The organism is Streptococcus sp. SG2, from assembly GCF_030439925.1.
Classification (GTDB): domain Bacteria; phylum Bacillota; class Bacilli; order Lactobacillales; family Streptococcaceae; genus Streptococcus; species Streptococcus gordonii.
Genome location: NZ_JAQFJD010000002.1, coordinates 310319 through 332464, shown reverse-complemented (window position 1 = coordinate 332464; position 22146 = coordinate 310319). Strand labels below are relative to the sequence as shown.

The window sequence follows — 22146 nt, the reverse complement described above, 5'->3', positions numbered from 1 at the left end:
GGAATTTCCCTAATTTTGATATAGCCAAAAACTATATCCTGATTGTTTTGATCATTAGAAAACCCTATTTTCCAACTGACATTGATTGAAATTATTGTTTGATATAAGTAAAAACTATAATTCAAAATAGAAAAACCAGCGATTTTCTCGCTGGTTTTTCTTATTTTACCATCATTTTCTAAGCTATTTGAATGAGAAAAAGTGGACGCGACACAGCTTACTCAGCCTTGTCATCACTCTTAAACCTCGGCAAATCTAAAAGGTATAGAGCTCCTCCTCCTATAGATAAAAGGCCAGCGAAGTTACCCAAAAAAGGGATAAATCCAACAATAGAGGCACAAAAGAGAAGCTTATGGCTGGTCTTATTGACTCTTGAGTCTTCGCTATAATGAGCCATTCCGACAATAGAAAGCGCCAAAAACAGCAGGCTGATTAATACTACCAAGCCACCCCAGCCATAGTTTTCGACCAGTTTGGGAACTAAATCAACTATTTTCCAGTCCCATCTCTCAGAAGAAGCGTAAAGGATTAAGAAACCTCCTAAGATACTGGTAATTCCATTTACCAATAACAATTTATTCGACTTCATATAAATCTTTTTCTTTCTTTTTTAAAATAGTATACCTAACCACTTTCTAATCTGTCAACTTTCTTGAAAGAATTGATGATCTACCAGATAAAACCGTTTTCATTCAAATTATCTTGTGATAAAATAACTTTATGCACAAGAAAACGATTATTGATTTTAAGCAGTTGGGACAACGCCTGATTTTCACAAATCCTATCAGGGAGCTAAAGACTCGTCGCCTTGACCAAGTGGAGGAACTTTTGTCAGAGATTCAGGGCTGGCAGGAGAAAGGATACTATGCTGTCGGCTATGTCAGCTATGAAGCAGCTCCAGCCTTCGAGGAAAAGTTCCAAGTTCATTCGGCTCCACTCCAGAAGGAATACCTCCTCTACTTTACTATCCACGATAAGGCCGAGCAGGCTTCCATTCCCTTGACCTATGAGGAAGTGGAAATGCCAGAGGCTTGGCAGGGGCTGACTTCTGAGCAAGAATACCGGAAAGCTATCGAGACTATCCATCATCATATCCGCCAGGGCGATACCTATCAGGTCAACTACACGGTCCAGCTGTGTGCAGAGCTCAATCATGAGGACAGCTTGGCTATTTATAACAGACTGGTCGTTGAGCAAAATGCGGCCTACAATGCCTATGTAGAGCATGATGAGACCGCCATCTTGTCCATCAGTCCCGAGCTCTTTTTCGAGGAGTACCGAGGTCAACTGACCACTCGCCCTATGAAAGGGACCACCAATCGGGGACTGACCTTAGAGCAGGATAGAGAGCAGGCTGCATGGTTAGCTCAAGATGCCAAAAACCGAGCAGAAAATATGATGATTGTCGATTTGCTGCGCAATGACATGAACCGCATTTCTCAGACAGGTAGCGAGCGGGTTGAGCATCTCTGCAGCGTCGAGCAATACTCTACGGTCTGGCAGATGACCTCTACCATCAAAAGTCAGCTACATGAGGGAATTGGGCTGGCAGAGCTTTTCAAGGCGCTCTTTCCTTGCGGATCCATTACAGGCGCTCCTAAGATTTCGACCATGGCTATCATCAAGGCGACAGAAAAAGCTGCTCGCGGGGTTTACTGCGGTACAGTCGGCATCTGCCTACCAGACCAGAGACGGATTTTTAACGTTGCCATCCGCACCATTCAGCTAGAGGGAAGAAACGCCATCTACGGCGTTGGCGGTGGCATCACTTGGGACAGCTCGTGGAAATCTGAATACATCGAAACCCAGCAAAAATCGGCCGTTCTCTATCGAAAGAATCCGCGATTCTACCTGATTTCTACTGGAAAAGTGACAGATGGAAAGCTGACCCTGCAAGACCAGCACCTGCAAAGACTGGCAGAAGTAGCTAGCTACTTCGCCTATCCTTTTGACCAAGACAAACTAGAGCAAGAGTTAGAAGAAACCTGCGCTCAGCTGAATAAAGTGCAGGATTACAGGCTGCGTATAGCTCTTAAAAAAGGCGGCGGCATTGAGCTAGAAACGACTCCTCTACTACCTCTGACGGAGACTTTCAGAAAGGCAAAGCTGGTCGAGCAGACAGCCAATCTAGCTCAGCCTTTCACCTATTTCAAAACCAGCCATCGGCCACATCTGACCTTGGAACAGCAAGAACAGATTTACTACAATGCACAAGGCCAGTTGCTGGAAACCTCTATTGGCAATCTACTACTGGAGCTAGACGGCAAACTCTACACGCCTCCTGCAGAACTGGGTCTTCTCAAGGGCATCTACCGCCAGCAACTACTGGACGAGGGGCAAGCTATTGAAAAGATTCTGACTCTGTCTGACCTAGCTAAAGCCGATAAAATCTATGCTTGCAACGCAGTTAGAGGACTGTATGAGCTGGAATTGGACCGCAAGCCACCAATGTGAAAGTAAGCATTAAAGCCTTGTATCAAAAAGTCTTCTATGATCAATCAAGGACTTACATAAGCTAGATATACCTGAAAAATTTCTGCTATTTGCAGGAATTTTTTTGCTAAAAAACTTTAGAAATATTTTAGAAATGCTTGAGAATTATTTGAAAGATTGGTACTATACTGGATAGTGAAAAGAGAGCTTCCTCTCCCTATCTATACAAGGAGAACTTATCATGGAAAATATTTTGGTTTTACAGCAAATAAGCAAGAAATTCGGCCAACAATATGCCCTGACCGACGTGAGTCTGACCATCAAAAAAGGTGACATTTACGGTCTTATCGGGAAAAATGGAGCCGGAAAAACGACCCTCATTAAGATTATCGCTCAGTTACTAGAGGCAGATAGTGGCAGTGTTTCTCTTTTTAGTTCTCAAAATCAAAAAGAATGGACGCAAGGCCTCAAGCGGGTCGGATCTGTCATCGAAACTCCGGTAGCTCACAACCACTTGACAGCCTACGAAAATCTCAACTACTACTGCAAACTCCGCCATATCCCCCATGCTGACAAGGTTATCCAAGAAACCTTGGAATACGTGAACTTAACAGATACTGGCAAGAAGAAATTCAGAGATTTTTCACTCGGTATGAAGCAACGTTTGGGTATTGCTATCGCCTTGCTATCTAAGCCAGATTTGATGATTCTAGACGAACCGATCAACGGTTTAGACCCAGTCGGTATTAAAGAATTCCGTCAGATGGTCCAACGGCTCAACGAAGAATTGAGGATGACCTTTATCATCTCCAGCCACATCTTATCTGAACTCTATTTAGTGGGAACAAAGTTCGGCATCATCGAACAAGGTCGATTGATTCGCGAAATTTCTAAGTCTGAGTTTGAAGAGCAAAGCGAAGACTATATTGTTCTTAAAACTTCCAAATTAGAAGAAGCCAGCCGGCTTATTCATGACCAGCTCAATTATCGTATTAAGGTGGTCAATGCTTCTGACGAGATTCATATTTTCACTCATTCGCACCAAATCAGCAAGATTGTAGAAGAACTTGTAGCTGCAGGTCTACCTGTGCAAGAAATCTACTATGCTCGCCAAAATCTGGAAAACTTCTTTACGGATTTAGTTGAATAACAAAGGGAGGCTCATTATGATCGACTTCATTCGTGCCGATTTTTACCGGCTCATGCGCTCAAAAGGCTTTTGGATTACTGAGTTTTTATTATTCTGTGTGATTTTCTCAGCAACCTTCCTTCAAGCAAATATTCATTTTGGAGCAAATATCTCCAGAAATGCGGCTGCTAGTCAATCTCTAGGAAAACTAACCGGCCTTCAGGCTTTGGACTATTTTGCAGGCAATACAGACAGTCTGCTCTTTTTCACCATTATTATCATCAGTATGGTCCTTGGAGTGGATCTATCACGAAAGCTCTACAAAAACTGCCTCAGCTACGGCATTTCAAAACTCAGCTATTATCTTTCTAAATTCTTTGTCTGCGTTAGCATCGCACTTCTACACCTTCTCTTTATTCAAGCTATCTCCTTTGTGACTGCTAGTCTGTCCAACGGAATCGGAACTGCCCCTAGCTCTTTTTTGCCTCATCTGGGCGCTGCTCTTTTCGTTCAATTTCTCAGCACTATCTCTTGGATTAGCATCATCTCTTTGGTCCTCTATGCCAGTCACTCTATCGTATCTAGCTTTTTAACCTATTTTATTGGTGGAGCCCTGCTATCTATCCCTCTTATCTTTTATCCTGATAATGAATGGCTCCCCTATCTCACTCTACGTTTCAACACTGCTATGGCAGCTGATGGAGGAACTATCATCAAGGCTATCCTTACAACATCAGCTGTCTCCCTCCTCTTTCTCATTGGGGGACTGAAGATTTTTAAAACAAAAAATTTATAAGATGCTAGTAGTATTTTAAACAATAGGAGGAAATTCCATGTTACACACCATTCAGGCGGAACTCTTCCAGCTCATCCGTTCCAAACTTTTTTGGATAACAGAGGGTCTGCTCTTCCTCCTCATCTTCGTTAGCTCTTTTGGAGAAGCTAGCTTTAGCTTATATGTCTCTACACCTTCTGAACAAGATGAAATAGTCCGTCAAGGATGGACAGGATTTCAAGCTCTCAATCAAGTCGCTCACGATTTCCTCCCTTTTGTCATGATTGCAGTTCTTGTCCTCACTACTTCTTTATTGGGGCGAGACCTAACCAAAAAACTCTACAAGAATACATTGGCTAGTGGCCTTTCGCGAAAAGATTTTTATCTATTTAAAACTGCTACCCTTACAACTACTAGTCTTATTCAATTAGCTACCGTATTTGTCACAGCTTTTATCTTGGGAAGTATCTTTCATGGGCCTGGGATCATGCCAAAGGATTTCTTTGAGAATTTTTCACTATCTTTCTTTCGTGCCTTTGTCTTTATCATGGCCTGTAGTTCTGCCTTTGCCTGCTTACTCTACCTGACCTACTCCACTCTAGCCAGCTATCTAATTTTTTTCGTCCTGATAATGCTTCAGGCTAGCCTCCACGCTCTTTTTCCTCAACTAAATTCTGATTTCTTCACATTCTTGATCCTTGCCGGATCCCTTTGGGGTGGCTATCAGGCCTTCCAACATCGAGACTTATAAATTTACAGAGTTAGTCCCTGACTAGCTCTTTTTGTTTTTCTTTGTATTTCATATTTCTTTAGAAATACTTTAAAAAGACTTGAGAAATATTTGAAATTTGGTTTGTATACTATAGTTAAACCTAAGAAAGCGAGAATATGCTATGCAAACTGTTTTAGAAGTAAAGCAAGTTACCAAACAATATGGCCAACAATATGCGCTTGATCATGTCAGTCTTTCGATCCAGAAAGGTGACATCTATGGACTGATAGGCAAGAACGGAGCTGGCAAAACTACTCTTCTCAAGACCATTAGCCGGCTCATTCATGCCAACAGCGGAACCGTGTCTGTCTTTGGTTCGCAGAACTCTAAGGAATGGAACGAAGCCCTGCGTAAGATAGGAACTGTCATCGAAACACCAGTCGCTTACAATCAGATGACTGCTTATCAAAACCTCAACTACTACTGTAAGGTCCACCAGATTGCCCAGCCTGACCAGCTCATCAAGGAAACCTTGGCCTATGTCGGATTGAGCAATACTGGTAAAAAGAAATTCCGCAACTTTTCGCTAGGAATGAAGCAGCGTCTGGGGATCGCTATTGCCCTTATAAGCAAGCCTGAACTCATGATTTTAGATGAGCCCATCAACGGCTTAGATTCGCTTGGCATCAAGGAATTTCGCCTGATGATTCAGCGACTCAACCAAGAGTTGGGGATTACTTTTATCATTTCCAGCCACATCTTGTCTGAGCTTTATCTGGTAGCCACCAAGTTTGGCGTGATTGACCAAGGACGGCTTGTCGCAGAATTCACCAAAGACGACTTTGACCGAGCCAGCGAAGATTATATCGTCCTCAAAACCAGCGATAGAGACCAGGCTGCCAATCTCATCCAAGAAAAGCTCCACTATCAGCTCAAGGATGCTGATAAATCTGACGAACTGCACATTGTCGCCCAAGAGCAGGAACTAAATGACATCAACAGGGAGTTGGTCCTATCCAACATTCATGTCAATGGTATCTATACAGCTCACAAAGATTTAGAAAAATACTTTACAGATTTAGTCCAGTAAGGAGAAAAAAACATGTTACATACTTTTCAAGCAGATTTTTACCGCTTCTTTCGTTCCAAGGCTGTTTGGATTACCGAATTCATCTTTCTGCTGACGACCTTGAGCGCAGTCTTTGGCAAATTAAATGCCGTCCAGCTGATACAAACAGTGTCCAGCGCTATCGGTAATAATACATTTATCATCATTATCCTCTCTATGATCGTCATCGGGACAGATCTGAACAAGCAGCTTTACAAGAATACTTTAACCAGCGGCGTTTCCCGTACCAGCTTTTTCATCTCTAAAGCCCTAGTCATGGTCTGCGTAACCTTCTTGCAGTTGGCTCTCTTTTATAGTATCAACTTTATCCTAGCGACTATTCTAAACGGTATTGGTGATTTATCCGCCACCTTCTTACTTCAATTTATTCTTCTATTCTTTGTGCAGTGCCTGACTGTCATGGCTTGGACAGCCATTATTTCCTTTATTCTTTATCTGAGTAAATCTATGATTGCTGCTCTGGGAGGTTACCTTTTCTGCGCATCTTTAACTGGAGCTCTTGCGCAATTATACCCCAAATCTTTATGGCTGCAGTATTTCACCATGAGCTTTGACTTTGATACGCTTCAAAGCAACGGTGTAACCTTGAGAATTATTCTCATCGCCTTGGTCTTTGGAACCGTCTTCACCGTAGCAAGTCTCTATACTTTCCACAAAAAAGATTTATAGTAAAAAAAGGAGCTGGTTCTTAACTGGTTCCTTTTAATTTTTTCATTTCGTATTTCTTTAGAAATACTTTAAAAAGACTTGAGAAATATTTGATAATTAGTTTGTATACTAAAACTATAAACAAAGGAATTAAAGGAGAAACAGCATGCAAAATGTTTTAGAAGTGAAAGGACTTACTAAAAAATACGGGGATCAATATGCTCTGAAAGATGTCAGTCTTTCCATCAAGAAAGGAGAGATCTACGGTCTCATTGGTAAAAACGGCGCTGGTAAGACCACGCTGATCAAAATTATCACTCAAGTCATCTATCCTAGCGGAGGAACCGTGTCTGTCCTGGGCTCTCAGAGCCAACAAGAATGGACCAAAGCCCTCAGCCATACTGGATCTGTCATCGAAACCCCTGTAGCACATGCCCACATGTCGGCCTATGAAAATCTGCGCTACTACTGTACCGACCGGGGCATTCCAAATGCTGACAAAGTCATCAAAAAAACCCTACAATATGTCGGCCTGACCTATACTGGAAAGAAGAAATTCCGCAATTTCTCTCTGGGGATGAGACAGCGGTTAGGCATTGCCATTGCTATTTTGGGGCGCCCCGATTTGCTCATTCTGGACGAGCCCATCAATGGCTTAGACCCAGTTGGGATTCAGGAATTTAGAGAAATGGTCAAACGCCTCAATCAAGAACTGGGCATCACCATCATCATTTCCAGCCATATCCTGTCCGAGCTTTATCTAGTCGCAACTCGTTTTGGCTTTATCAATCAAGGGCATTTCATCAAGGAGCTGTCTAAGGAAGAATTTGACCGAGAAAGCGGCGACTATATCATCCTCAAAACGGATAATATCCAGCAAGCTGCTCATTTAGTGCAAGACAAGCTCGGCTACCAAATCAAGCCGACCAAGAAGGAAGATGAGCTGCATATTTCCGGCCAAGTACAAGAAATTCGCAAGATTGCCAAGGAATTAGTCCTAGCCGACATCCCAATCGGGGAAATCTACTACGCCCACAAAGACTTAGAAAAATACTTTACAGACTTAATCAACCAAGAAGGAGGAAACACTCATGTTTAATAGTATCAAGGCGGATTACTACCGTATCTTCCGCTCCGTAGGATTCTGGGGAGTGCAGGCTTTCTGCATCTTTGGAATTCTCCTCGCCATTTTCACTTCCACAGCCGTCAGTTCCGACAACGGTATCTTTTTTGCCATATATGCCGTCACCTACAACATCGGCATGCTCTTTATTGCCTGCAATGTCATGACTAGCTTGCTTCTCGGTGTTGATCTCAATGACAAACTTTATCACAATAACCTGACTACAGGCAAGACTCGGACCCAATATTACTTCTCTAAAGCACTGGTTATCGGCAGCTTACTTCCTCTACAGTTCATACTGCTCTACACTTTTGGTATTGTCATCGAATTTGTCCGAACCGGCGGTAATATGGGAACCCTACCAGCTAATTTCTGGGGACAATTCGCAATACTCTTTGTCATGCAGATCATCTGTACCTACGCTTGGTACTGCATTACCAGCTTTGTCCTCTACTTGACTCGAAACTATAGTGTCGTCTTTATCACCTATATCATGACCTACATCTTACTCGGTCTCCCTAGTCAAATGTTCGATGCCAATAATGAATGGTTCAAGGCTATCAAGATGGAGTTCTTCTACGAGGACGCTTCAATACCAGGTGTCATCACCAAAACAGCTATCTTTGCTTTCAGTCTGATCACGGTCTTTACCATAGCAGGACTGGCTACTCTGAAGAAGAGAGATTTATAAAATAAAAACTCAGCTAATCACTAAATTAGCTGAGTTTTTTTGAACGGATTTCACCCCTTCTGGTCTAGCCGCCTTTATCGGCTTTCTTTCACTGCTTCCAAACTTGCTTATTCAAGAACAGACTGATGCAGACTCCTAGGATAAGGTAGAAAGTGACAAAGGCAAGGCTGGCTGCCAAACTAGTCGGATATGGAAAGATCTTGCCCATAGGAAAAAGAACATTAGATAGAAATCCTAGGGGAACAAAGAGTAAGAATAAAATCAAGGCTAGCTTAACCTGAAAAGAAGGTCTTACCTCGGATAGATTGCGGCCCATTCCCCACACCAGCAAACCTACTCCCTGAACGATTAGCACCGGTGTTAGCAAGACACTAACCTTGATAAAATCAGCTAGGATAATGGAGAGGATGATGCCCAGACCTACCAAGCCAAGAGAGAGTTGATAGCAAATATTGCTGGCTATTCTCCTGTGCTCAATTGACTGCTCTTCCTCTTTCTGGACTACAGGCTCAATTCCCTTGAGCAGATAGTCTGTGGTCACCTCAAAATAGTCACTCATGGAAATGATCTTATCCAAATCAGGCATACTCTGCTCACTCTCCCACTTGGAAACGGCCTGTCTGGACACACCGATTTGGTCGGCTAGACCCTCCTGCGAAATGCCCCGCGCTTTTCGCAGGTACTGGATTCTGTCTGATAGATTCATGGATTGTTTTACCTACTCTTTCTTATTTTTTATACTTTCTTTCATTGACACTTATTATAGCACAAGGCGAAGACACCGCAAAGTCTGCCTGTCACCTCATCATACAATGCTAGGTTTATTCTTTTTCTTTGTTCATATAGCCAAAGTAATCTTGGTAAATGGTACCGTCCTTGTCGAAGACTGCTGTCGCTATGCCGGCCGATGTCTTTTCATATTCCTTGACATAGTCTTGGATTTTCTGTCCGATTTGACTATAGGATGTCCCAGAGGGAAGTTGAGCCTCATCAGCAGCAGCTGATAAAGAAGCAGTTAAAAACAAAAATAAGATTAGCATAATGAATAAAGGAATTTTCTTCATGCTTTTTCCTCCTTTAAATTAAACTCAAGTTTTTAATCAAAATCCTCAAAGACAGCGATTTGTTAATCTGAAATCAAAAACTTGGCTTCTGCTTTCAGATTAACAAAAAAGCCAGTTGCCTTTCTAGCGACTGGACTTGGAATAAAGAAAAAAACTAGTTGCTTTTTGGGTAATTGAACTTGGAATCATTGTCAACTGTTAGTTGCAAGTCAGTTATATCAAGGGTTTAGAGCATGTGGCTGATTTTTCACTTTGACAGGCAAAATGGCCTCTCTAAGATAATTGACTTCTCAAACCACAAAACAAAAAGACATTTTTATCATGCCTTTCTTTGATTTAATCTAAAAATAAACCTCAGCCAATTCAAAAATTAGCTGAGGTTTATGAGCGGATTTTAAGGCTAGCTGATAGAGCTGAGCCTTCCTTATTTTGCTTTTTCAAGTCTTTTTTACAAGGTCACAACCAGTTCAAACCAGTCGTCTTCGGCTCTCATGGTCAAGTCCCCACCTAGGATTTCGACTAACTGCTGGGTGATATAAAGACCTAGACCAGAGGACTCCTCACTGCTGGAGAGATTTTCTGAATAGAAACGGTTGGTTAATTTATCCAGGTGCAAGATTGGTTGTTGAACGATATTTTTGACGATAAAGATACAGTGCTCTCCGTCTTGTTTCAGAGAAATACTGGCAGCCTTTTGACCATGCTTAAGGACATTACTTATCATATTTTGAACAATACGCTCCAAAATATCAGGATCCGTTGTCAAGGTCAAACCTTCAGTCAAATCAAGATCCAAGTCAATCTGAGCTTTTTGAAAGGCATCGTAATAATCAAAAAGTTGCTGAGTCACCAGCTGAGAAAGATCCGTCTTAACAAAGGTCGGGCGAATAGCTCCCTCCATCAGTCGGCGATACTCCATCAGGGCTTCTAGCCGTTTGGACACCATTCCCAGACTATCCGCAATCTTAACTAGTTGCTGACTCTCTTGGTTATCTTCTTTTAATAGTTGCTGGGTATAGCCACTAGCAATGGTCAAAGGCGTCCGGATATCGTGAGCAATATTACTGATAGCCATGTCCAGAGTCTTCTTTTCTTGCTGTACCACAAAGGTCGTCTTATCCAGCTCCTGAAAGATCTCCTCAACCTCTTCAGTTAGCTCTAAAATACTTGCTACATGGACCGATGGAGCTAGCCTACTAGAACTAGCCTGTTGACGCTTTTGCCGGATTTGCTGGGCTACATCCTTAACTGCCATATGATAACGAACCAAAACGAGGACTAGAAGCAGACAGATAATGACCAATAAAAATGCAAGAACTCCCATTTCAGTCCTCCTTGAGCCTTACACCCAAGCCCCAAACTGTTTCAATGTATTCTTCGGATGGATCTAGCTGAGCCAGCTTTTTACGTAAGTTGCTAAGATGAGTATTGAGGGTATTGTCTCCAGGAAGATAGGCTTCTTCCCATACAGATTCAAACAAAGCTTCTTTAGTAAATATTTTTTTAGGATAGCGGAGCAAGAGTTGAAAAATTTGAAATTCTTTCTTACTCAAACGAACTTCTCGCTCTCCACAAACAGCCTGAAAAGTTGCTGGCAATAATTGAATATTCTTAAAACAAAGGCTTTCTTCCTCGGCTGATGCGGCATACAGACTACGCAATTGGACTGTCACACGGGCAAAGACCTCATCCAGATTAAAGGGTTTGACAATATAGTCATTGGCTCCATTTAAAAGATACTCGCTGACCAGAGACTTCTCTCCCAAAGCCGTCAGCATCAGAATAGGTACTTGGCTGTTAGTCCTACGAATTTCCTTCAATACTTGGTCACCGTTCTTACCAGGCAACATGATATCCAGCAAGACCAGATCAGGCTTTTCACGCTCAAAAACAGCCAGCCCTTCTGTTCCCGAATAAGCCGAGTAGACTTCATGTTCTTTCTCAAACAGACTTGTCAGAATCGCATGAATATCATTATTGTCTTCAATCACCAGAATTCTAGCCACAGTCCTTCTCCTTCGCTCCATTTTTACTATTAGTGTAGCAAGGAAAAAGACGTAAGTCAATGAAATGTCATCTTCTAACAAAACTTTAGAAATATTTTAGAATTTCTTGAAGAATATTTGAAACCTGTTCCTTACAATGAAAGAAAGCAATATTTCTGGATCACATGTAGAAAGGAAGAAAAGAATGATTATAGTATTTTGTAGAGTTATCTTTAGAAGTATAATATTCGCTATCGAGGATTTATAAAAGAAAAATTATTTACACTATTTCTTGTTGGGATCGTAACGCTACAACTTTCCCATTCCTCATCCAAATCAGTCTAAGAACGGGATAGGGACAAAACATAAATAAGGCTGAGACATTCATATCTCAGCCTTTTTCCTATTTTACAGATGCTCCGTTAGTCGCGATGACTTCCTTGTACCAGTCAAAGGATTTCTTCTTAGAACGTTTGAGCGTTCCCTTGCCTTCATTGTCCCGGTCCACGTAGATAAAGCCATAGCGCTTCTTCATCTCGCCAGTTCCGGCTGATACCAGGTCGATACAGCCCCAGGTCGTGTAGCCCCACAGAACTACCCCATCTTCATTGATGGCTTCTCGCATGGCCTTGACATGAGCTGCCAGATAGTCAATCCGATAATCATCAGCCACATAGCCATTTTCATCCGGAATATCCACTGCGCCCAGACCATTTTCCACGATAAACATAGGCTTTTGATAACGATCCCAGATGGTATTCAGCGTAATGCGCAAGCCCAACGGATCGATCTGCCAGCCCCACTCAGAGCTTTCCAAATAAGGGTTCTTGAGAGAAGCAAAGATATTGCCCTCCGTCAGCTCATTAACCTTAGGATCTCCCGAAGCTACCCGACTCGCATAGTAAGAGAAGGAAATGAAGTCCACCGTATGCTCCTTGAGTAGCTGCAGGTCTTCTTCTGTCATTTCGACAGTGATTCCCTCGCCCTCCCAAGCTTTCTTGGCGTAATTAGGATATTCACCACGCGCCTGCACATCAATGAAGAAATAGTTTTTCCTGTCTTCCTCCATACCAGCCCATACATCGCGTGGATGGCAGGTGTTAGGATAATTTTGTCCCGCCGCCAGCATACAGCCGACCTTATTTTCTGGATCAATCTCATGAGCCAGCTTGGTGGCAATGGCTGACGCGACTAGCTCATGATGGGCCGCTTGATACTTGACCTGTTCTTCGTTTTCGCCTTCTTCAAAGCAGAGCCCTGCCCCCATAAATGGTGCATGGAGGATCATGTTAATTTCATTGAAGGTCAACCAGTACTTGACCAAGCCCTTGTAGCGGGTAAAGAGAGTGCGGCAGAGACGCTCGTAAAATTCCAGCATGAGACGATTCCGCCAACCACCATATTGCTCAATCAAGTGCATGGGACAGTCAAAGTGAGTAATGGTCACCAAGGGCTCAATGCCGTACTTACGACATTCCTTAAAGAGGTCTTCGTAAAATTTCAGACCCGCTTCATTGGGCTCCAGCTCATCCCCCTTAGGGAAAATCCGGCTCCAAGCAATGGACAGACGATAGGTCTTAAACCCCATCTCGCCAAAGAGAGCAATGTCCTCCTTGAAGCGATGGTACATGTCAATAGCTTCCTTGGCTGGGTAGAAATAGCCATCCTCAAAGTCAAACATCTTTTTCTTACCCGTGATGATGGCCAGACGGTCCTTACCAATCGGCACCACATCTACATTAGCCAGCCCGCGACCATCCGCATCATAAGCGCCCTCGCATTGGTTGGCAGCTGTCGCTCCACCCCACAAAAAACCATCAGGAAAAGTCAGTTTTTCAGTCATATTTCTACTCGCTTTCTAATTGCTTGTTTATTTACTTATATTATAGCTCATTCTGTAAACCTTTTCTTATAAAATACTGTGACATACTGATACTATTCTACTATTTAAGTTGATCAGATCGTTTTTTAAAAAATTATCCTCTCGAAAAAGCAAATAGCCTCCCCTGGAACAAAAAAAGAAGACTGAAAACCAGTCTTCTCTGTTCCTTTTAAATCAAAGCCGTGATAGCCGTTACGAGGCCAAAAACAATCCCAGGTGCATTGGCTGCAGCAAGAGGGATATCTCTTTCCTTTTTGAAAAGTCCATAGTAGACCCAGAGACTGCAGTTAATCGCTGCAACCAAGGGCTGGATGAAGTTTCCTTTTTGACCAGCCAAGTTGTTCATGATTTGTGGGAAGTAAGACACATACATCATAACAGACATGAAGGTCGCTACCCAACCCAAAACTTTCATTTGTTTTTCAGACATTTTCAAAACCTCTTTCATTTTTGCTGAATCTAATTTTATAATCTTCTTTCAAAACAATCAAGTCTTTAAAACTTTTGTTATAAAGATGTAAACTATCACAATTTTGTGATAAGAAATAAGAGTGAAGTTAGGAAAAATAGTTATAAGCAGAAAAACGCATATTTTTATGTTCTGAAAAATCTTGATACTGGGTCTTTTATTGCTGAAATAGTTACTTCATTTTATGATAAAACTGACTTTTTGGCCAGAATCAATATTTTCCTAAATCTACAACTTGTTGATATCTACTTTCATCATCAATATGATGGGCAATTTCTAACATCATAACAGGAAGAGAAAATAGTAGTTCATGTACCATGAGGGCGTTTTCTTTATCTAGGGTTGCTGTTACTTCATCAGCCAATAACAGATTTTTTCTACGAAGAAGAAAGCGTGCCAATTCAATCCGCACCCTTTGTCCCCCAGAAATATTCTCCCCGTTATTCTTGATAATAAAATCCAGCCCACCCGTCAATTCAAAATCTAGTTTGACTTGCTTCAAAACAGCAAGCAACTCTTCCTCAGAAAATTCTTGTCCTAAGGTCAAATTGTAACGCACTGTATCGTTAAAGAGAAATGGGTGTTGGCTAATAATTCCTATACTAGATACAAAACTTGATGTAGATTCATTAACAGTTGTCACGCCGATAATTTCTCCCTCATCTGCTATTTCTTCTCCAGTAATGAGTCGGAACAAGGTTGACTTACCACAACCACTCGGTCCTTTGATTAAAACTTTCTGACCTGCTTGAACATCCAAGTTTAGATGAGTAAAAAGCTGTCTGTCACCATAGGATTTACTTAAATTTTTAATGTGCAGGGCATGTAATTCTTGCGCATCTTTTTTATCTATCTGTTTTACATCTCCAATTTCTAATATTCCAAAAATCTTATCTGCTGTCGTTTTTGCCCCTTGTATATCTACAGCATCATACATAATAGTCTGAATAGGGCTCACTAGCTGACCTGCTGCGATGTACATGGCAACAAGACTTGCCACTGACACTTTCTGCCCAGCCATAGCAAAGTAAAAACCTAAAACAAGTGGTAAAACTTGGCTCAAAAAGACCATAAAACCGTTGCAAAAGAAAATAATATTATGGGTAAAGCAAAACTTTTGAATTGCTCGTTGATAATTTAGATTAATCTTCCAAAATCTGTTCTGATTTTCAGAAATTGCTTGGTTCATGAGTAGAGTATGTGCTCCTCGGATACTATCAGATACTTGATTATGAACTTCTACTCTGCCTTGCGCCATGTCATCACCAGTATGTTTGAGTCTTTTATTCATCAAGAACTGAGGAATAGGACGTAAAATAGTGAAAAAGACAAAAATGCTACCTAGCAACAAATTTTGCGAAATAATATAAATCGCTGTTAGTAATGCAACAAAGCTCCAGCAAATGATATTGACGTATTTTTCTAAGTAATTATCCCCCAAATACTCCATATCTTGTGTGAGCATGGTGATTTTTTCATCTTCGCTAAAATCTTTATTTGTCATCAGCTTGCTAAATAAATCTGCCCTCATATTCATTTGAATTTCACGACGAAAAACATTATGTGTATGATTACAAAAGAGCATTAAGCTATACAAGACGAAGTATACTGTAAAGCCAAAAATAGCAAACTGTATGATTTTAGAATAAGTCAGTTCTCCTTGATTTAAGGACAAGGCTTGTGATACGACTAAGGGTTGAGCAAGAGCCAAACCTCCATTTGCCAGTGCACCAATGATAGTATAAAACTTCGTTTTCTTAGCCAGATAGTGAAATATTTTATTCATAATGCCCTCCTAGAAAAAGAGAGAGGCTAGCACTCCTCTCCATTTTTATTATATAAATTTAACAAATATTACAATCTCATTATTCCTATCTTCTATCTGTTTTAAATATTTGTTTACCTCATTTACTTCAGGAAAATATTTATTCTCTTCTAAATAGGCAATATATTCACTTTCAGTTGTTTTATTTTTCTGTATAGTCTGCTTTAATTCATCCGTGATTAAAAATGAATGATTATTTTTAGTGTTGAAATACACGCTACCATCTTCTGTATCGTACCTCAATACATATCGTGATAACTTTCATATTACCACCTCTTTATCTGTGCTTTATTTCAAATACATTATACAACTATTAAAATAACAATTCAAGAAAAATCAGAATATTAGAAAAGTCCTACATTTTAATAATATTCAATCGAGTACAAACTAATTTCAAATTCCCTTATCTACTACTATACATGCCGTACTATCACATTTCTGTTCGTCGAGACACAATCTCGCTATTCCTTCCTCTAAGGTTAACTTCAAATGACTACGCGTCCTATTCCATACGATAAAAATCAATCACTAGACCAGCAGGGCCTTTAACTAGTAGCGATTCCGTTCCCCAATCAGTTACAACTGGGCCGTGTAAAATCTCGGCGCCAAGCTCTTTCAACCGTTGGTAGTTCTGCTCTACATCCTCAACCTCGACATGAAGAATGATTCCTGACTGAAAATTTTCCAAAGGAATCAAATGATTTTGGGACAACATGAGGCAGTGACTGCCAATCGTAAACTGAGCAAAACTGTCATCAACATAGTCTGCCTTTTTATCCAAAATACGCTCCAAGTCAGCACAGACTTGGGGAACATTTGAAACAATAATATCTAATTGATTTAAATTCATTTACTATCCTCCAGAAAAAGACCGGATTGCTCCGATCTTTTTAACTTCCGCTCTAAGAAAATCAAAGAATAAAATCTACAAAGTTTACATTTGATTTTCGACGAGAAGAATTATTTGATTGCGCGTGATTGCAATCCTTCTTCTTCCAAGAAGAGGCGGAATGGTACGAGTTCTTCTGCTTCGTATTTTTCCTTGAAGGCTTTGATTGCTTCTTCTGAGTGTTGTTTTGGATCCAACTCAAGTACTTCTACTGGAAGTGGACGGTGTTGCGTGATGCGAGCATCGATAACAACAGTTTTACCTTCTTTGTTCAATTTAACAGCTTCTGCAACAACTGCATCGATATCTTCGATACGGTCAACTGTAAATCCAACAGCTCCTTGTGCTTCAGCGATTTTCGCGTAGTCCGCGTTAGGGAAGTCACAACCAAACAAGTGTTTGTTTGTGTCTTCGTATTTGTCCTTGATGAAGGCATATTTACCATTTGAGAAGACAACGTTGATAACTGGAAGGTTGTATTGAACGTTTGTGATAACGTCTGGATAGCACATGTTGAATGCACCGTCACCCATGATGTTCCATACTTGGCGATCTGGATTGTCTTTCTTAGCAGCGATACCACCAGGAAGGGCAATACCCATTGTCGCAAAGAGTGGAGATGTACGCCACATGTTCTTAGGTGTCATGTGAAGGTGACGAGTAGATGTTTGAGTAGTGTCACCTACGTCGATTGAGTAGATAGCGTCTTGATCAGCATGTTTGTTGATTGCATTGTAAACTTGGTACAATTGCAATTCACCCTCAGTTTTACCTTCGAGTTTGTTCATGTAATCACGCCAGTTTTGGTTGTTCTTAACGTTTGCACGCCACCATGGAGTAGATTCTACTGGGTTTACTTTGTCAAGGATTGCCTTCGCTGCTTGACCTGCATCACCAAGGATTGAAGCGTCAAGGGCATGACGTTTACCAAGTTTGTAAGGGTCGATGTCAACTTGGATGAATTTTTCAGTGTTCTTGAAGGCTTCGTAAACTTCAGCAAATGGGAAGTTTGAACCAAGGAAAAGAACTGTGTCTGCTTCAAAGACCACTTCGTTGGCTGGTTTCCAACCAACACGGTAAGCAGAACCTGTCAAACCTTCGTAGTTCCATTCAAAAGCTTCAAAGTTTTTACCAGTTGTAATGATTGGTGCTTTGATTTTACGTGACAATTCAGTGATCACTTCACCAGCTTTAACACCACCAAATCCAGCATAGATAACTGGGCGTTCAGCATTGTTCAAGATTTCAACAGCTTTATCGATTTCAGCTTCGTTCAAGGCAGGAGCGATAAATGAACGTTCGTATGAACCTGAACCATAGTATGAGTTTTCGTCGATTTCTTGGAAACCGAAGTTTACTGGAATTTCAACAACGGCTGGACCTTTTTTAGAAACCGCAGCACGGCAAGCTTCGTCAATCACTTTTGGCAATTGCTCTGCGTAAGCGACACGTTTGTTGTAAACAGCGATACCGTTGTACATTGGGTTTTGGTTCAATTCTTGGAAGGCATCCATGTTGAGTTCGTTAACTGGACGTGATCCAAGGATAGCAAGGAATGGAGTGTTATCCATAGCTGCATCATAAACACCATTAATCAAGTGAGTCGCACCTGGACCACCTGAACCAACTGCAACCCCAATTGAGCCGCCGAATTTAGCTTGCATGACCGCAGCAAGAGCACCTGTTTCTTCGTGGCGAACTTGCAAGAAGCGGATATCTTTGTCTTCAGCCAAAGCGTCCATGAGTGAGCTGAGTGTTCCTGATGGGATACCGTAGATGGTGTCTACGCCCCATGTTTTCAATACGTTGAGCATTGCTGCAGATGCAGTAATTTTCCCTTGAGTCATAAGAATAACTCTCCTTCAATAAATTAAATTTTCAGTTATTGAAAACATTTTCACTTGTGAATGAAAACGCTTCAAGAAACTTTACTATATCAATTTACCATGTTTTTTCTCACTTGTATAAGAATATGCTCAGAGACAAGATAGAACTATTACATAACACAAGACAGTTATTTCTTCACAAACTTGAATGTGTTTTATAATAATTTTCACAACTCCTTTGAAATCAAGCTTTGTTCGCAGAAAATGTATGGAAGGAAAGGAAAACAAAAAACTTGATTCCTACCTTAACGGAACCAAGTTGTGTCTTTAAATGATGTAAGTAGTCTCATCTACAAATACTTATCCAACTCACTAGACAGGACTGCATAACCAGCAATAGTTAGATGGAGGCCATCCGTGGTGAATTCTTGGCCTAGCTGGCCAGTCTCATCCAGCAATGTTTCATAAAGGTCAATAAAATGGACATTGGTATAGATACTGGCTAAGCCTTGATAAGCTCGATTGAGGTCCTGAATCTTCTCGTTCGTCCTGAGATAAACCGTCCCTTTGTACTCTTCTCCCTCGTTCACTGGCAAGACTGATAGAAGCTGGATCTGAGCCAATGGGTACTCTCTGGAAATCTTCTGAATCACTCCTTCAAGGTTTTCCAGTGTCTCTGACTGAGGTATTTCTTTACCAATATCATTGGTTCCTATTAAAATAAAAACCTTATCTAAAGCAGGACCAAAGAGGTGGGCATCAAGGCTGTCTAGGAGTAAATCCGTCTTATAGCCACGGATCCCACGGTTAATCAGAACCTTATTCGTCTGCAATAGTTCCTGCAAAGGATAGTATTCTACGATGGAATCTCCAATAAAGATAATATCTGGTTCCTTAACGGATACTTGATTCAATTCACGGTATTTATCCTGCATTTTTGCCTGATCTTTCAAGAGCCATTCTTCTAATAATTGTACTGCCATATCCCTATCTTTCTTTTAAATACTGCTCTAAAACTTGGAGAACCCCTGCCTCATTATTACTTGGTGCAATATATTTGGCCATTCTTTTGACTTTTTCTTCTCCGTTTTCCATAGCAAAAGAATAACCCGCCAATTCAAGCATTTCTAGATCATTTTCGCTGTCGCCAAAGGCCATAATTTGATCAGCCTCAATCTTCCAGCGCTCCATCAAGCTACGCAGTCCCCAGCCTTTGTGGATTCCTCTTGGCAAGAGATCAATAGCCCCGTAACCACTAGTAACTGCATTGAGACGTCCTGCAAAATCTTGATTGATTCTCTGTGTCACAGAACTAGTCTGCTCTTCATCTACTACAATACTCATTTTTATGACAGCTTCTTTATCCAGCTCCTGAAAGTCACTGAGAAAATGAATCTGCCGGTAGAATTCCCTGGCTCTTTCTTCCGTCATAATTCTATCTATAATAGGAAAATCCATGCCTTCTAAGGTGTGAGGACCATTTTGCAGATTAGCAACCAAATGGTAATTTCGTTCTCTGCCAGCAAAATATTCTAAAACATCCTGGACCAGATGGCTATCCCAATGTTGCTCCACAATCTTGTCTTCCCCTTCGAAAATACGAGCGCCATTAGCCACGACAAAGGTAATACGATTCGTCAGTTCTGGACCAAAAAGTTTTCGCATCCGACCAATTTCATTACCAGTAGCTACTACAAAGCGAATGTCCCTCTTATCTAGCTCATCTAAAATAGTAGTCAGACGAGGAAGATCTAGCTGTCCCTGACCATCCAGCAAGGTCCCATCCATATCTGTCGCAATCATTCTGATGCTCATACAATTTCCCCTTCTTCTGGCAAATGCCACTGACCGCTCATTTCATAGTCTTCTATAATTCTTCTAGCACCATTTGTTATTTCCTTTGGATAATGGAGACTTTCAAGTGTATTCACTGCATTTTTAGTCAGGGCACTCCCCTCTTTAATCTGATAATCAAACACAATTTCTCCATCACGGTATTGACTGTCAAAGTGAAATTGGTCATTTAAGTCTCCAGAAGTAGCCACCAACTCCACATCATGACTGGAAATCATGTATAGACAGTGACGCCCGGCCAGCCATTTTATAATACCTAGACCTGCACCAATCCGCTCAAGAGTGTTGGTCCCCTTAAAAAGCTCATCGATGAAGAAATAGTGAATTCCTTCTTGTTCCAAACTCTCTAGCATCCGCTTAATGGTGCGACTCTCAGCAATAAAATAGCTGTCGCCTGTCTCGATACTATCGCTCACATCCATGGCTGTCAAGACCGAACCATAGGCTAGGTTGAGACTTTCTGCACAGGCAAAGTTCAGACTTTGAGCTAGGATAGCATTGATAGCAACTGTCCGTAGATAAGTAGATTTTCCAGAAGCATTGTCTCCGCTGATCATGATATTTTTGGTAAAGCTGACATCATTGCTGACTGGCTGACTAAGTAGAGGATGATAGAGTTTTTTCCCCTCTACTCCTGCCTCTTCACAAAAACTTGGCTGGCAGTAAAAAGAAAGAGATTCTTTGTAGCTCAAAAGGCTTATAGCTGCTTCCAAGCGACCCAGAATATCTAAAACAGACTTTGCCTCTTGCTGATGGTGAAAAATTTGTCTGGAAATATAGGATTGAGCCATCTGAGGGATTAGGAAAATCATATTAAGGTAGAGCAAGATGATTTCTAACTCTGACCCACCTGATTGATTTTGAAAAACCGAACCAAATACCCTAGCAGCACGGAAAGGTTTGTTAGACGATTTCAAGTATTCTTGACCTGGGAAATTCAATCCCTTCATTTTATCAGCTATATAGAAAATTCTGACCAAATAACTCATATTTTCCAGCTTCATAGATAAAGACCAGCGTGTCATGGCCGAAAAAATTATATTAACCACTAGGCTGGTCAAAAATAGAACTAGGCCTAGTGAACCAGCTACAAATATCAGACACAAGGAGATAATTGGCAACAAACCTAAGAGGATATAAAGAGGCCACCAGTAATTGGGCTTGATGGGCTGTAAAACTAATTTCTTAGCATGATTGTAATTCTTCTTACCTAACTGAGCAAATAAAACTTGCAGATCCAAGCGCTCCTTGGGATGATTTTTCAAATAGCTCTGCAATTGTTCAAAAATCGGATCTGCTTCAAAGCGTTGCAACCTCAGTTTACTATACAAGTACTCAGAACCAAGACTAGACTGGGCCCCAGCATCTATCTTAGAGAAAATATCATACAAATCCAAATCCGACCAGGTTTGATCGTCTACTAAGCTATCGTATGACTGAAGTTCCATTTCCAGCAGAAGAGACTCACATAGACTCGCTTCGCTATCGGCTTTAGCCAAACGATTAGAACTTCCCCAGTAGCCTGCCAATTTTTGTTTAAAACGGTGACGACTCACTATTCCAATAATATAAATCACAACACAAATCCCTAAAATAAAGAACAGGATTTTAAAAGAAGAATCAAACATAAGAACTCCTTAATAGCAATTGAAATAATCCCCCTCATTATACTACTTGATATAGTAAAAATCAAAGAGGCATTCAACCGCCAA

Annotated in this window: 20 protein-coding genes and 1 pseudogene; 8 read left to right on the top strand and 13 right to left on the bottom strand. The window is 41.1% G+C overall.

Annotated elements, in window-relative coordinates; all coding sequences use genetic code 11:
• Positions 1-217: 217 nt before the first annotated feature.
• Entirely contained in the window at positions 218-589 is a 372-nt protein-coding gene (locus tag PCY09_RS05480; protein WP_045505488.1) for a hypothetical protein, read from the bottom strand.
• Positions 590-720: 131 nt separating this feature from the next.
• On the opposite strand from PCY09_RS05480, the gene pabB reads away from it, so the two are divergent.
• From pabB to PCY09_RS05440, 8 genes are all read left to right on the top strand, one after another.
• Positions 721-2454 carry an aminodeoxychorismate synthase component I gene (gene pabB, locus PCY09_RS05475; RefSeq protein ID WP_301556697.1) on the top strand — a complete coding sequence of 578 codons (1734 nt, stop codon included), beginning with the start codon at positions 721-723 and terminating at the stop codon, positions 2452-2454.
• A gap of 220 nt (positions 2455-2674) precedes the next feature.
• Positions 2675-3583, top strand: coding sequence for an ATP-binding cassette domain-containing protein (locus PCY09_RS05470; protein ID WP_125396835.1), 909 nt, complete (start codon positions 2675-2677; stop codon positions 3581-3583).
• A 16-nt stretch (positions 3584-3599) separates the two neighbouring features.
• Positions 3600-4358, top strand: a complete 759-nt coding sequence (locus PCY09_RS05465) for an ABC transporter permease (protein ID WP_125396834.1) — start codon at positions 3600-3602, stop codon at positions 4356-4358.
• A 37-nt stretch (positions 4359-4395) separates the two neighbouring features.
• Positions 4396-5088 carry an ABC transporter permease gene (locus PCY09_RS05460; RefSeq protein WP_125396833.1) on the top strand — a complete coding sequence of 231 codons (693 nt, stop codon included), beginning with the start codon at positions 4396-4398 and terminating at the stop codon, positions 5086-5088.
• 142 nt (positions 5089-5230) lie between these two features.
• Positions 5231-6139, top strand: coding sequence for an ATP-binding cassette domain-containing protein (locus PCY09_RS05455; RefSeq protein ID WP_301556696.1), 909 nt, complete (start codon positions 5231-5233; stop codon positions 6137-6139).
• Positions 6140-6151: 12 nt separating this feature from the next.
• On the top strand, positions 6152-6847 hold the full coding sequence (locus PCY09_RS05450; RefSeq protein WP_125396832.1) for an ABC transporter permease: 696 nt from the start codon (positions 6152-6154) through the stop codon (positions 6845-6847).
• A gap of 145 nt (positions 6848-6992) precedes the next feature.
• Complete coding sequence (locus tag PCY09_RS05445; protein ID WP_125396831.1) at positions 6993-7925, top strand: ABC transporter ATP-binding protein; 933 nt, start codon at positions 6993-6995, stop codon at positions 7923-7925.
• Positions 7918-8640 (top strand): lantibiotic ABC transporter permease, encoded by a 723-nt coding sequence (locus PCY09_RS05440; RefSeq protein ID WP_125396830.1) that lies wholly within the window; start codon positions 7918-7920, stop codon positions 8638-8640. The genes PCY09_RS05445 and PCY09_RS05440 overlap by 8 nt, the downstream gene beginning before the upstream one ends.
• Before the next feature lie 88 nt (positions 8641-8728).
• Here PCY09_RS05440 and PCY09_RS05435 read toward each other — a convergent pair whose 3' ends face one another.
• From PCY09_RS05435 to PCY09_RS05380, 12 genes and pseudogenes are all read right to left on the bottom strand, one after another.
• Complete coding sequence (locus PCY09_RS05435) at positions 8729-9346, bottom strand: helix-turn-helix domain-containing protein (RefSeq protein WP_125396829.1); 618 nt, start codon at positions 9344-9346, stop codon at positions 8729-8731.
• 121 nt (positions 9347-9467) lie between these two features.
• Positions 9468-9704 (bottom strand): annotated as a pseudogene (locus tag PCY09_RS05430) (methicillin resistance protein FmtA); the annotation flags it as partial.
• 448 nt (positions 9705-10152) lie between these two features.
• Positions 10153-11028, bottom strand: coding sequence for a sensor histidine kinase KdpD (locus PCY09_RS05425; protein WP_125396827.1), 876 nt, complete (start codon positions 11026-11028; stop codon positions 10153-10155).
• 1 nt (position 11029) lies between these two features.
• Positions 11030-11710, bottom strand: coding sequence for a response regulator transcription factor (locus tag PCY09_RS05420; RefSeq protein ID WP_125396826.1), 681 nt, complete (start codon positions 11708-11710; stop codon positions 11030-11032).
• 382 nt (positions 11711-12092) lie between these two features.
• Entirely contained in the window at positions 12093-13532 is a 1440-nt protein-coding gene (locus tag PCY09_RS05415; protein ID WP_125396825.1) for a 6-phospho-beta-glucosidase, read from the bottom strand.
• A gap of 208 nt (positions 13533-13740) precedes the next feature.
• Complete coding sequence (locus PCY09_RS05410; protein WP_001291476.1) at positions 13741-14001, bottom strand: SemiSWEET family transporter; 261 nt, start codon at positions 13999-14001, stop codon at positions 13741-13743.
• Positions 14002-14251: 250 nt separating this feature from the next.
• Positions 14252-15826, bottom strand: coding sequence for an ABC transporter ATP-binding protein (locus PCY09_RS05405; RefSeq protein ID WP_125396824.1), 1575 nt, complete (start codon positions 15824-15826; stop codon positions 14252-14254).
• A 541-nt stretch (positions 15827-16367) separates the two neighbouring features.
• Positions 16368-16715 carry a VOC family protein gene (locus tag PCY09_RS05400; protein WP_125396823.1) on the bottom strand — a complete coding sequence of 116 codons (348 nt, stop codon included), beginning with the start codon at positions 16713-16715 and terminating at the stop codon, positions 16368-16370.
• A 110-nt stretch (positions 16716-16825) separates the two neighbouring features.
• Positions 16826-18601, bottom strand: coding sequence for a pyruvate oxidase (spxB, locus tag PCY09_RS05395; RefSeq protein WP_060970698.1), 1776 nt, complete (start codon positions 18599-18601; stop codon positions 16826-16828).
• Between the two features lie 329 nt (positions 18602-18930).
• Positions 18931-19563 carry an SGNH/GDSL hydrolase family protein gene (locus PCY09_RS05390; protein WP_125396822.1) on the bottom strand — a complete coding sequence of 211 codons (633 nt, stop codon included), beginning with the start codon at positions 19561-19563 and terminating at the stop codon, positions 18931-18933.
• A 4-nt stretch (positions 19564-19567) separates the two neighbouring features.
• On the bottom strand, positions 19568-20395 hold the full coding sequence (locus tag PCY09_RS05385; protein ID WP_061601593.1) for a Cof-type HAD-IIB family hydrolase: 828 nt from the start codon (positions 20393-20395) through the stop codon (positions 19568-19570).
• Entirely contained in the window at positions 20392-22062 is a 1671-nt protein-coding gene (locus PCY09_RS05380) for a methionine ABC transporter substrate-binding protein (RefSeq protein ID WP_061601594.1), read from the bottom strand. The genes PCY09_RS05385 and PCY09_RS05380 overlap by 4 nt, the downstream gene beginning before the upstream one ends.
• Between the last annotated feature and the right edge of the window lie 84 nt (positions 22063-22146).

Excerpts from the sequence above, each read along its gene's own strand:
- PCY09_RS05405 (WP_125396824.1), bottom strand. The coding sequence starts at position 15,826 with ATGAATAAAATATTTCACTATCTGGCTAAGAAAACGAAGTTTTATACT.
- PCY09_RS05400 (WP_125396823.1), bottom strand. The coding sequence starts at position 16,715 with ATGAATTTAAATCAATTAGATATTATTGTTTCAAATGTTCCCCAAGTC.
- PCY09_RS05390 (WP_125396822.1), bottom strand. The coding sequence starts at position 19,563 with ATGGCAGTACAATTATTAGAAGAATGGCTCTTGAAAGATCAGGCAAAA.
- PCY09_RS05440 (WP_125396830.1), top strand. The coding sequence starts at position 7,918 with ATGTTTAATAGTATCAAGGCGGATTACTACCGTATCTTCCGCTCCGTA.
- PCY09_RS05460 (WP_125396833.1), top strand. The coding sequence starts at position 4,396 with ATGTTACACACCATTCAGGCGGAACTCTTCCAGCTCATCCGTTCCAAA.
- PCY09_RS05385 (WP_061601593.1), bottom strand. The coding sequence starts at position 20,395 with ATGAGCATCAGAATGATTGCGACAGATATGGATGGGACCTTGCTGGAT.
- PCY09_RS05425 (WP_125396827.1), bottom strand. The coding sequence starts at position 11,028 with ATGGGAGTTCTTGCATTTTTATTGGTCATTATCTGTCTGCTTCTAGTC.
- PCY09_RS05435 (WP_125396829.1), bottom strand. The coding sequence starts at position 9,346 with ATGAATCTATCAGACAGAATCCAGTACCTGCGAAAAGCGCGGGGCATT.
- PCY09_RS05470 (WP_125396835.1), top strand. The coding sequence starts at position 2,675 with ATGGAAAATATTTTGGTTTTACAGCAAATAAGCAAGAAATTCGGCCAA.
- PCY09_RS05465 (WP_125396834.1), top strand. The coding sequence starts at position 3,600 with ATGATCGACTTCATTCGTGCCGATTTTTACCGGCTCATGCGCTCAAAA.
- PCY09_RS05455 (WP_301556696.1), top strand. The coding sequence starts at position 5,231 with ATGCAAACTGTTTTAGAAGTAAAGCAAGTTACCAAACAATATGGCCAA.
- PCY09_RS05450 (WP_125396832.1), top strand. The coding sequence starts at position 6,152 with ATGTTACATACTTTTCAAGCAGATTTTTACCGCTTCTTTCGTTCCAAG.
- spxB (WP_060970698.1), bottom strand. The coding sequence starts at position 18,601 with ATGACTCAAGGGAAAATTACTGCATCTGCAGCAATGCTCAACGTATTG.
- PCY09_RS05415 (WP_125396825.1), bottom strand. The coding sequence starts at position 13,532 with ATGACTGAAAAACTGACTTTTCCTGATGGTTTTTTGTGGGGTGGAGCG.
- PCY09_RS05380 (WP_061601594.1), bottom strand. The coding sequence starts at position 22,062 with ATGTTTGATTCTTCTTTTAAAATCCTGTTCTTTATTTTAGGGATTTGT.
- pabB (WP_301556697.1), top strand. The coding sequence starts at position 721 with ATGCACAAGAAAACGATTATTGATTTTAAGCAGTTGGGACAACGCCTG.
- PCY09_RS05445 (WP_125396831.1), top strand. The coding sequence starts at position 6,993 with ATGCAAAATGTTTTAGAAGTGAAAGGACTTACTAAAAAATACGGGGAT.
- PCY09_RS05480 (WP_045505488.1), bottom strand. The coding sequence starts at position 589 with ATGAAGTCGAATAAATTGTTATTGGTAAATGGAATTACCAGTATCTTA.
- PCY09_RS05410 (WP_001291476.1), bottom strand. The coding sequence starts at position 14,001 with ATGTCTGAAAAACAAATGAAAGTTTTGGGTTGGGTAGCGACCTTCATG.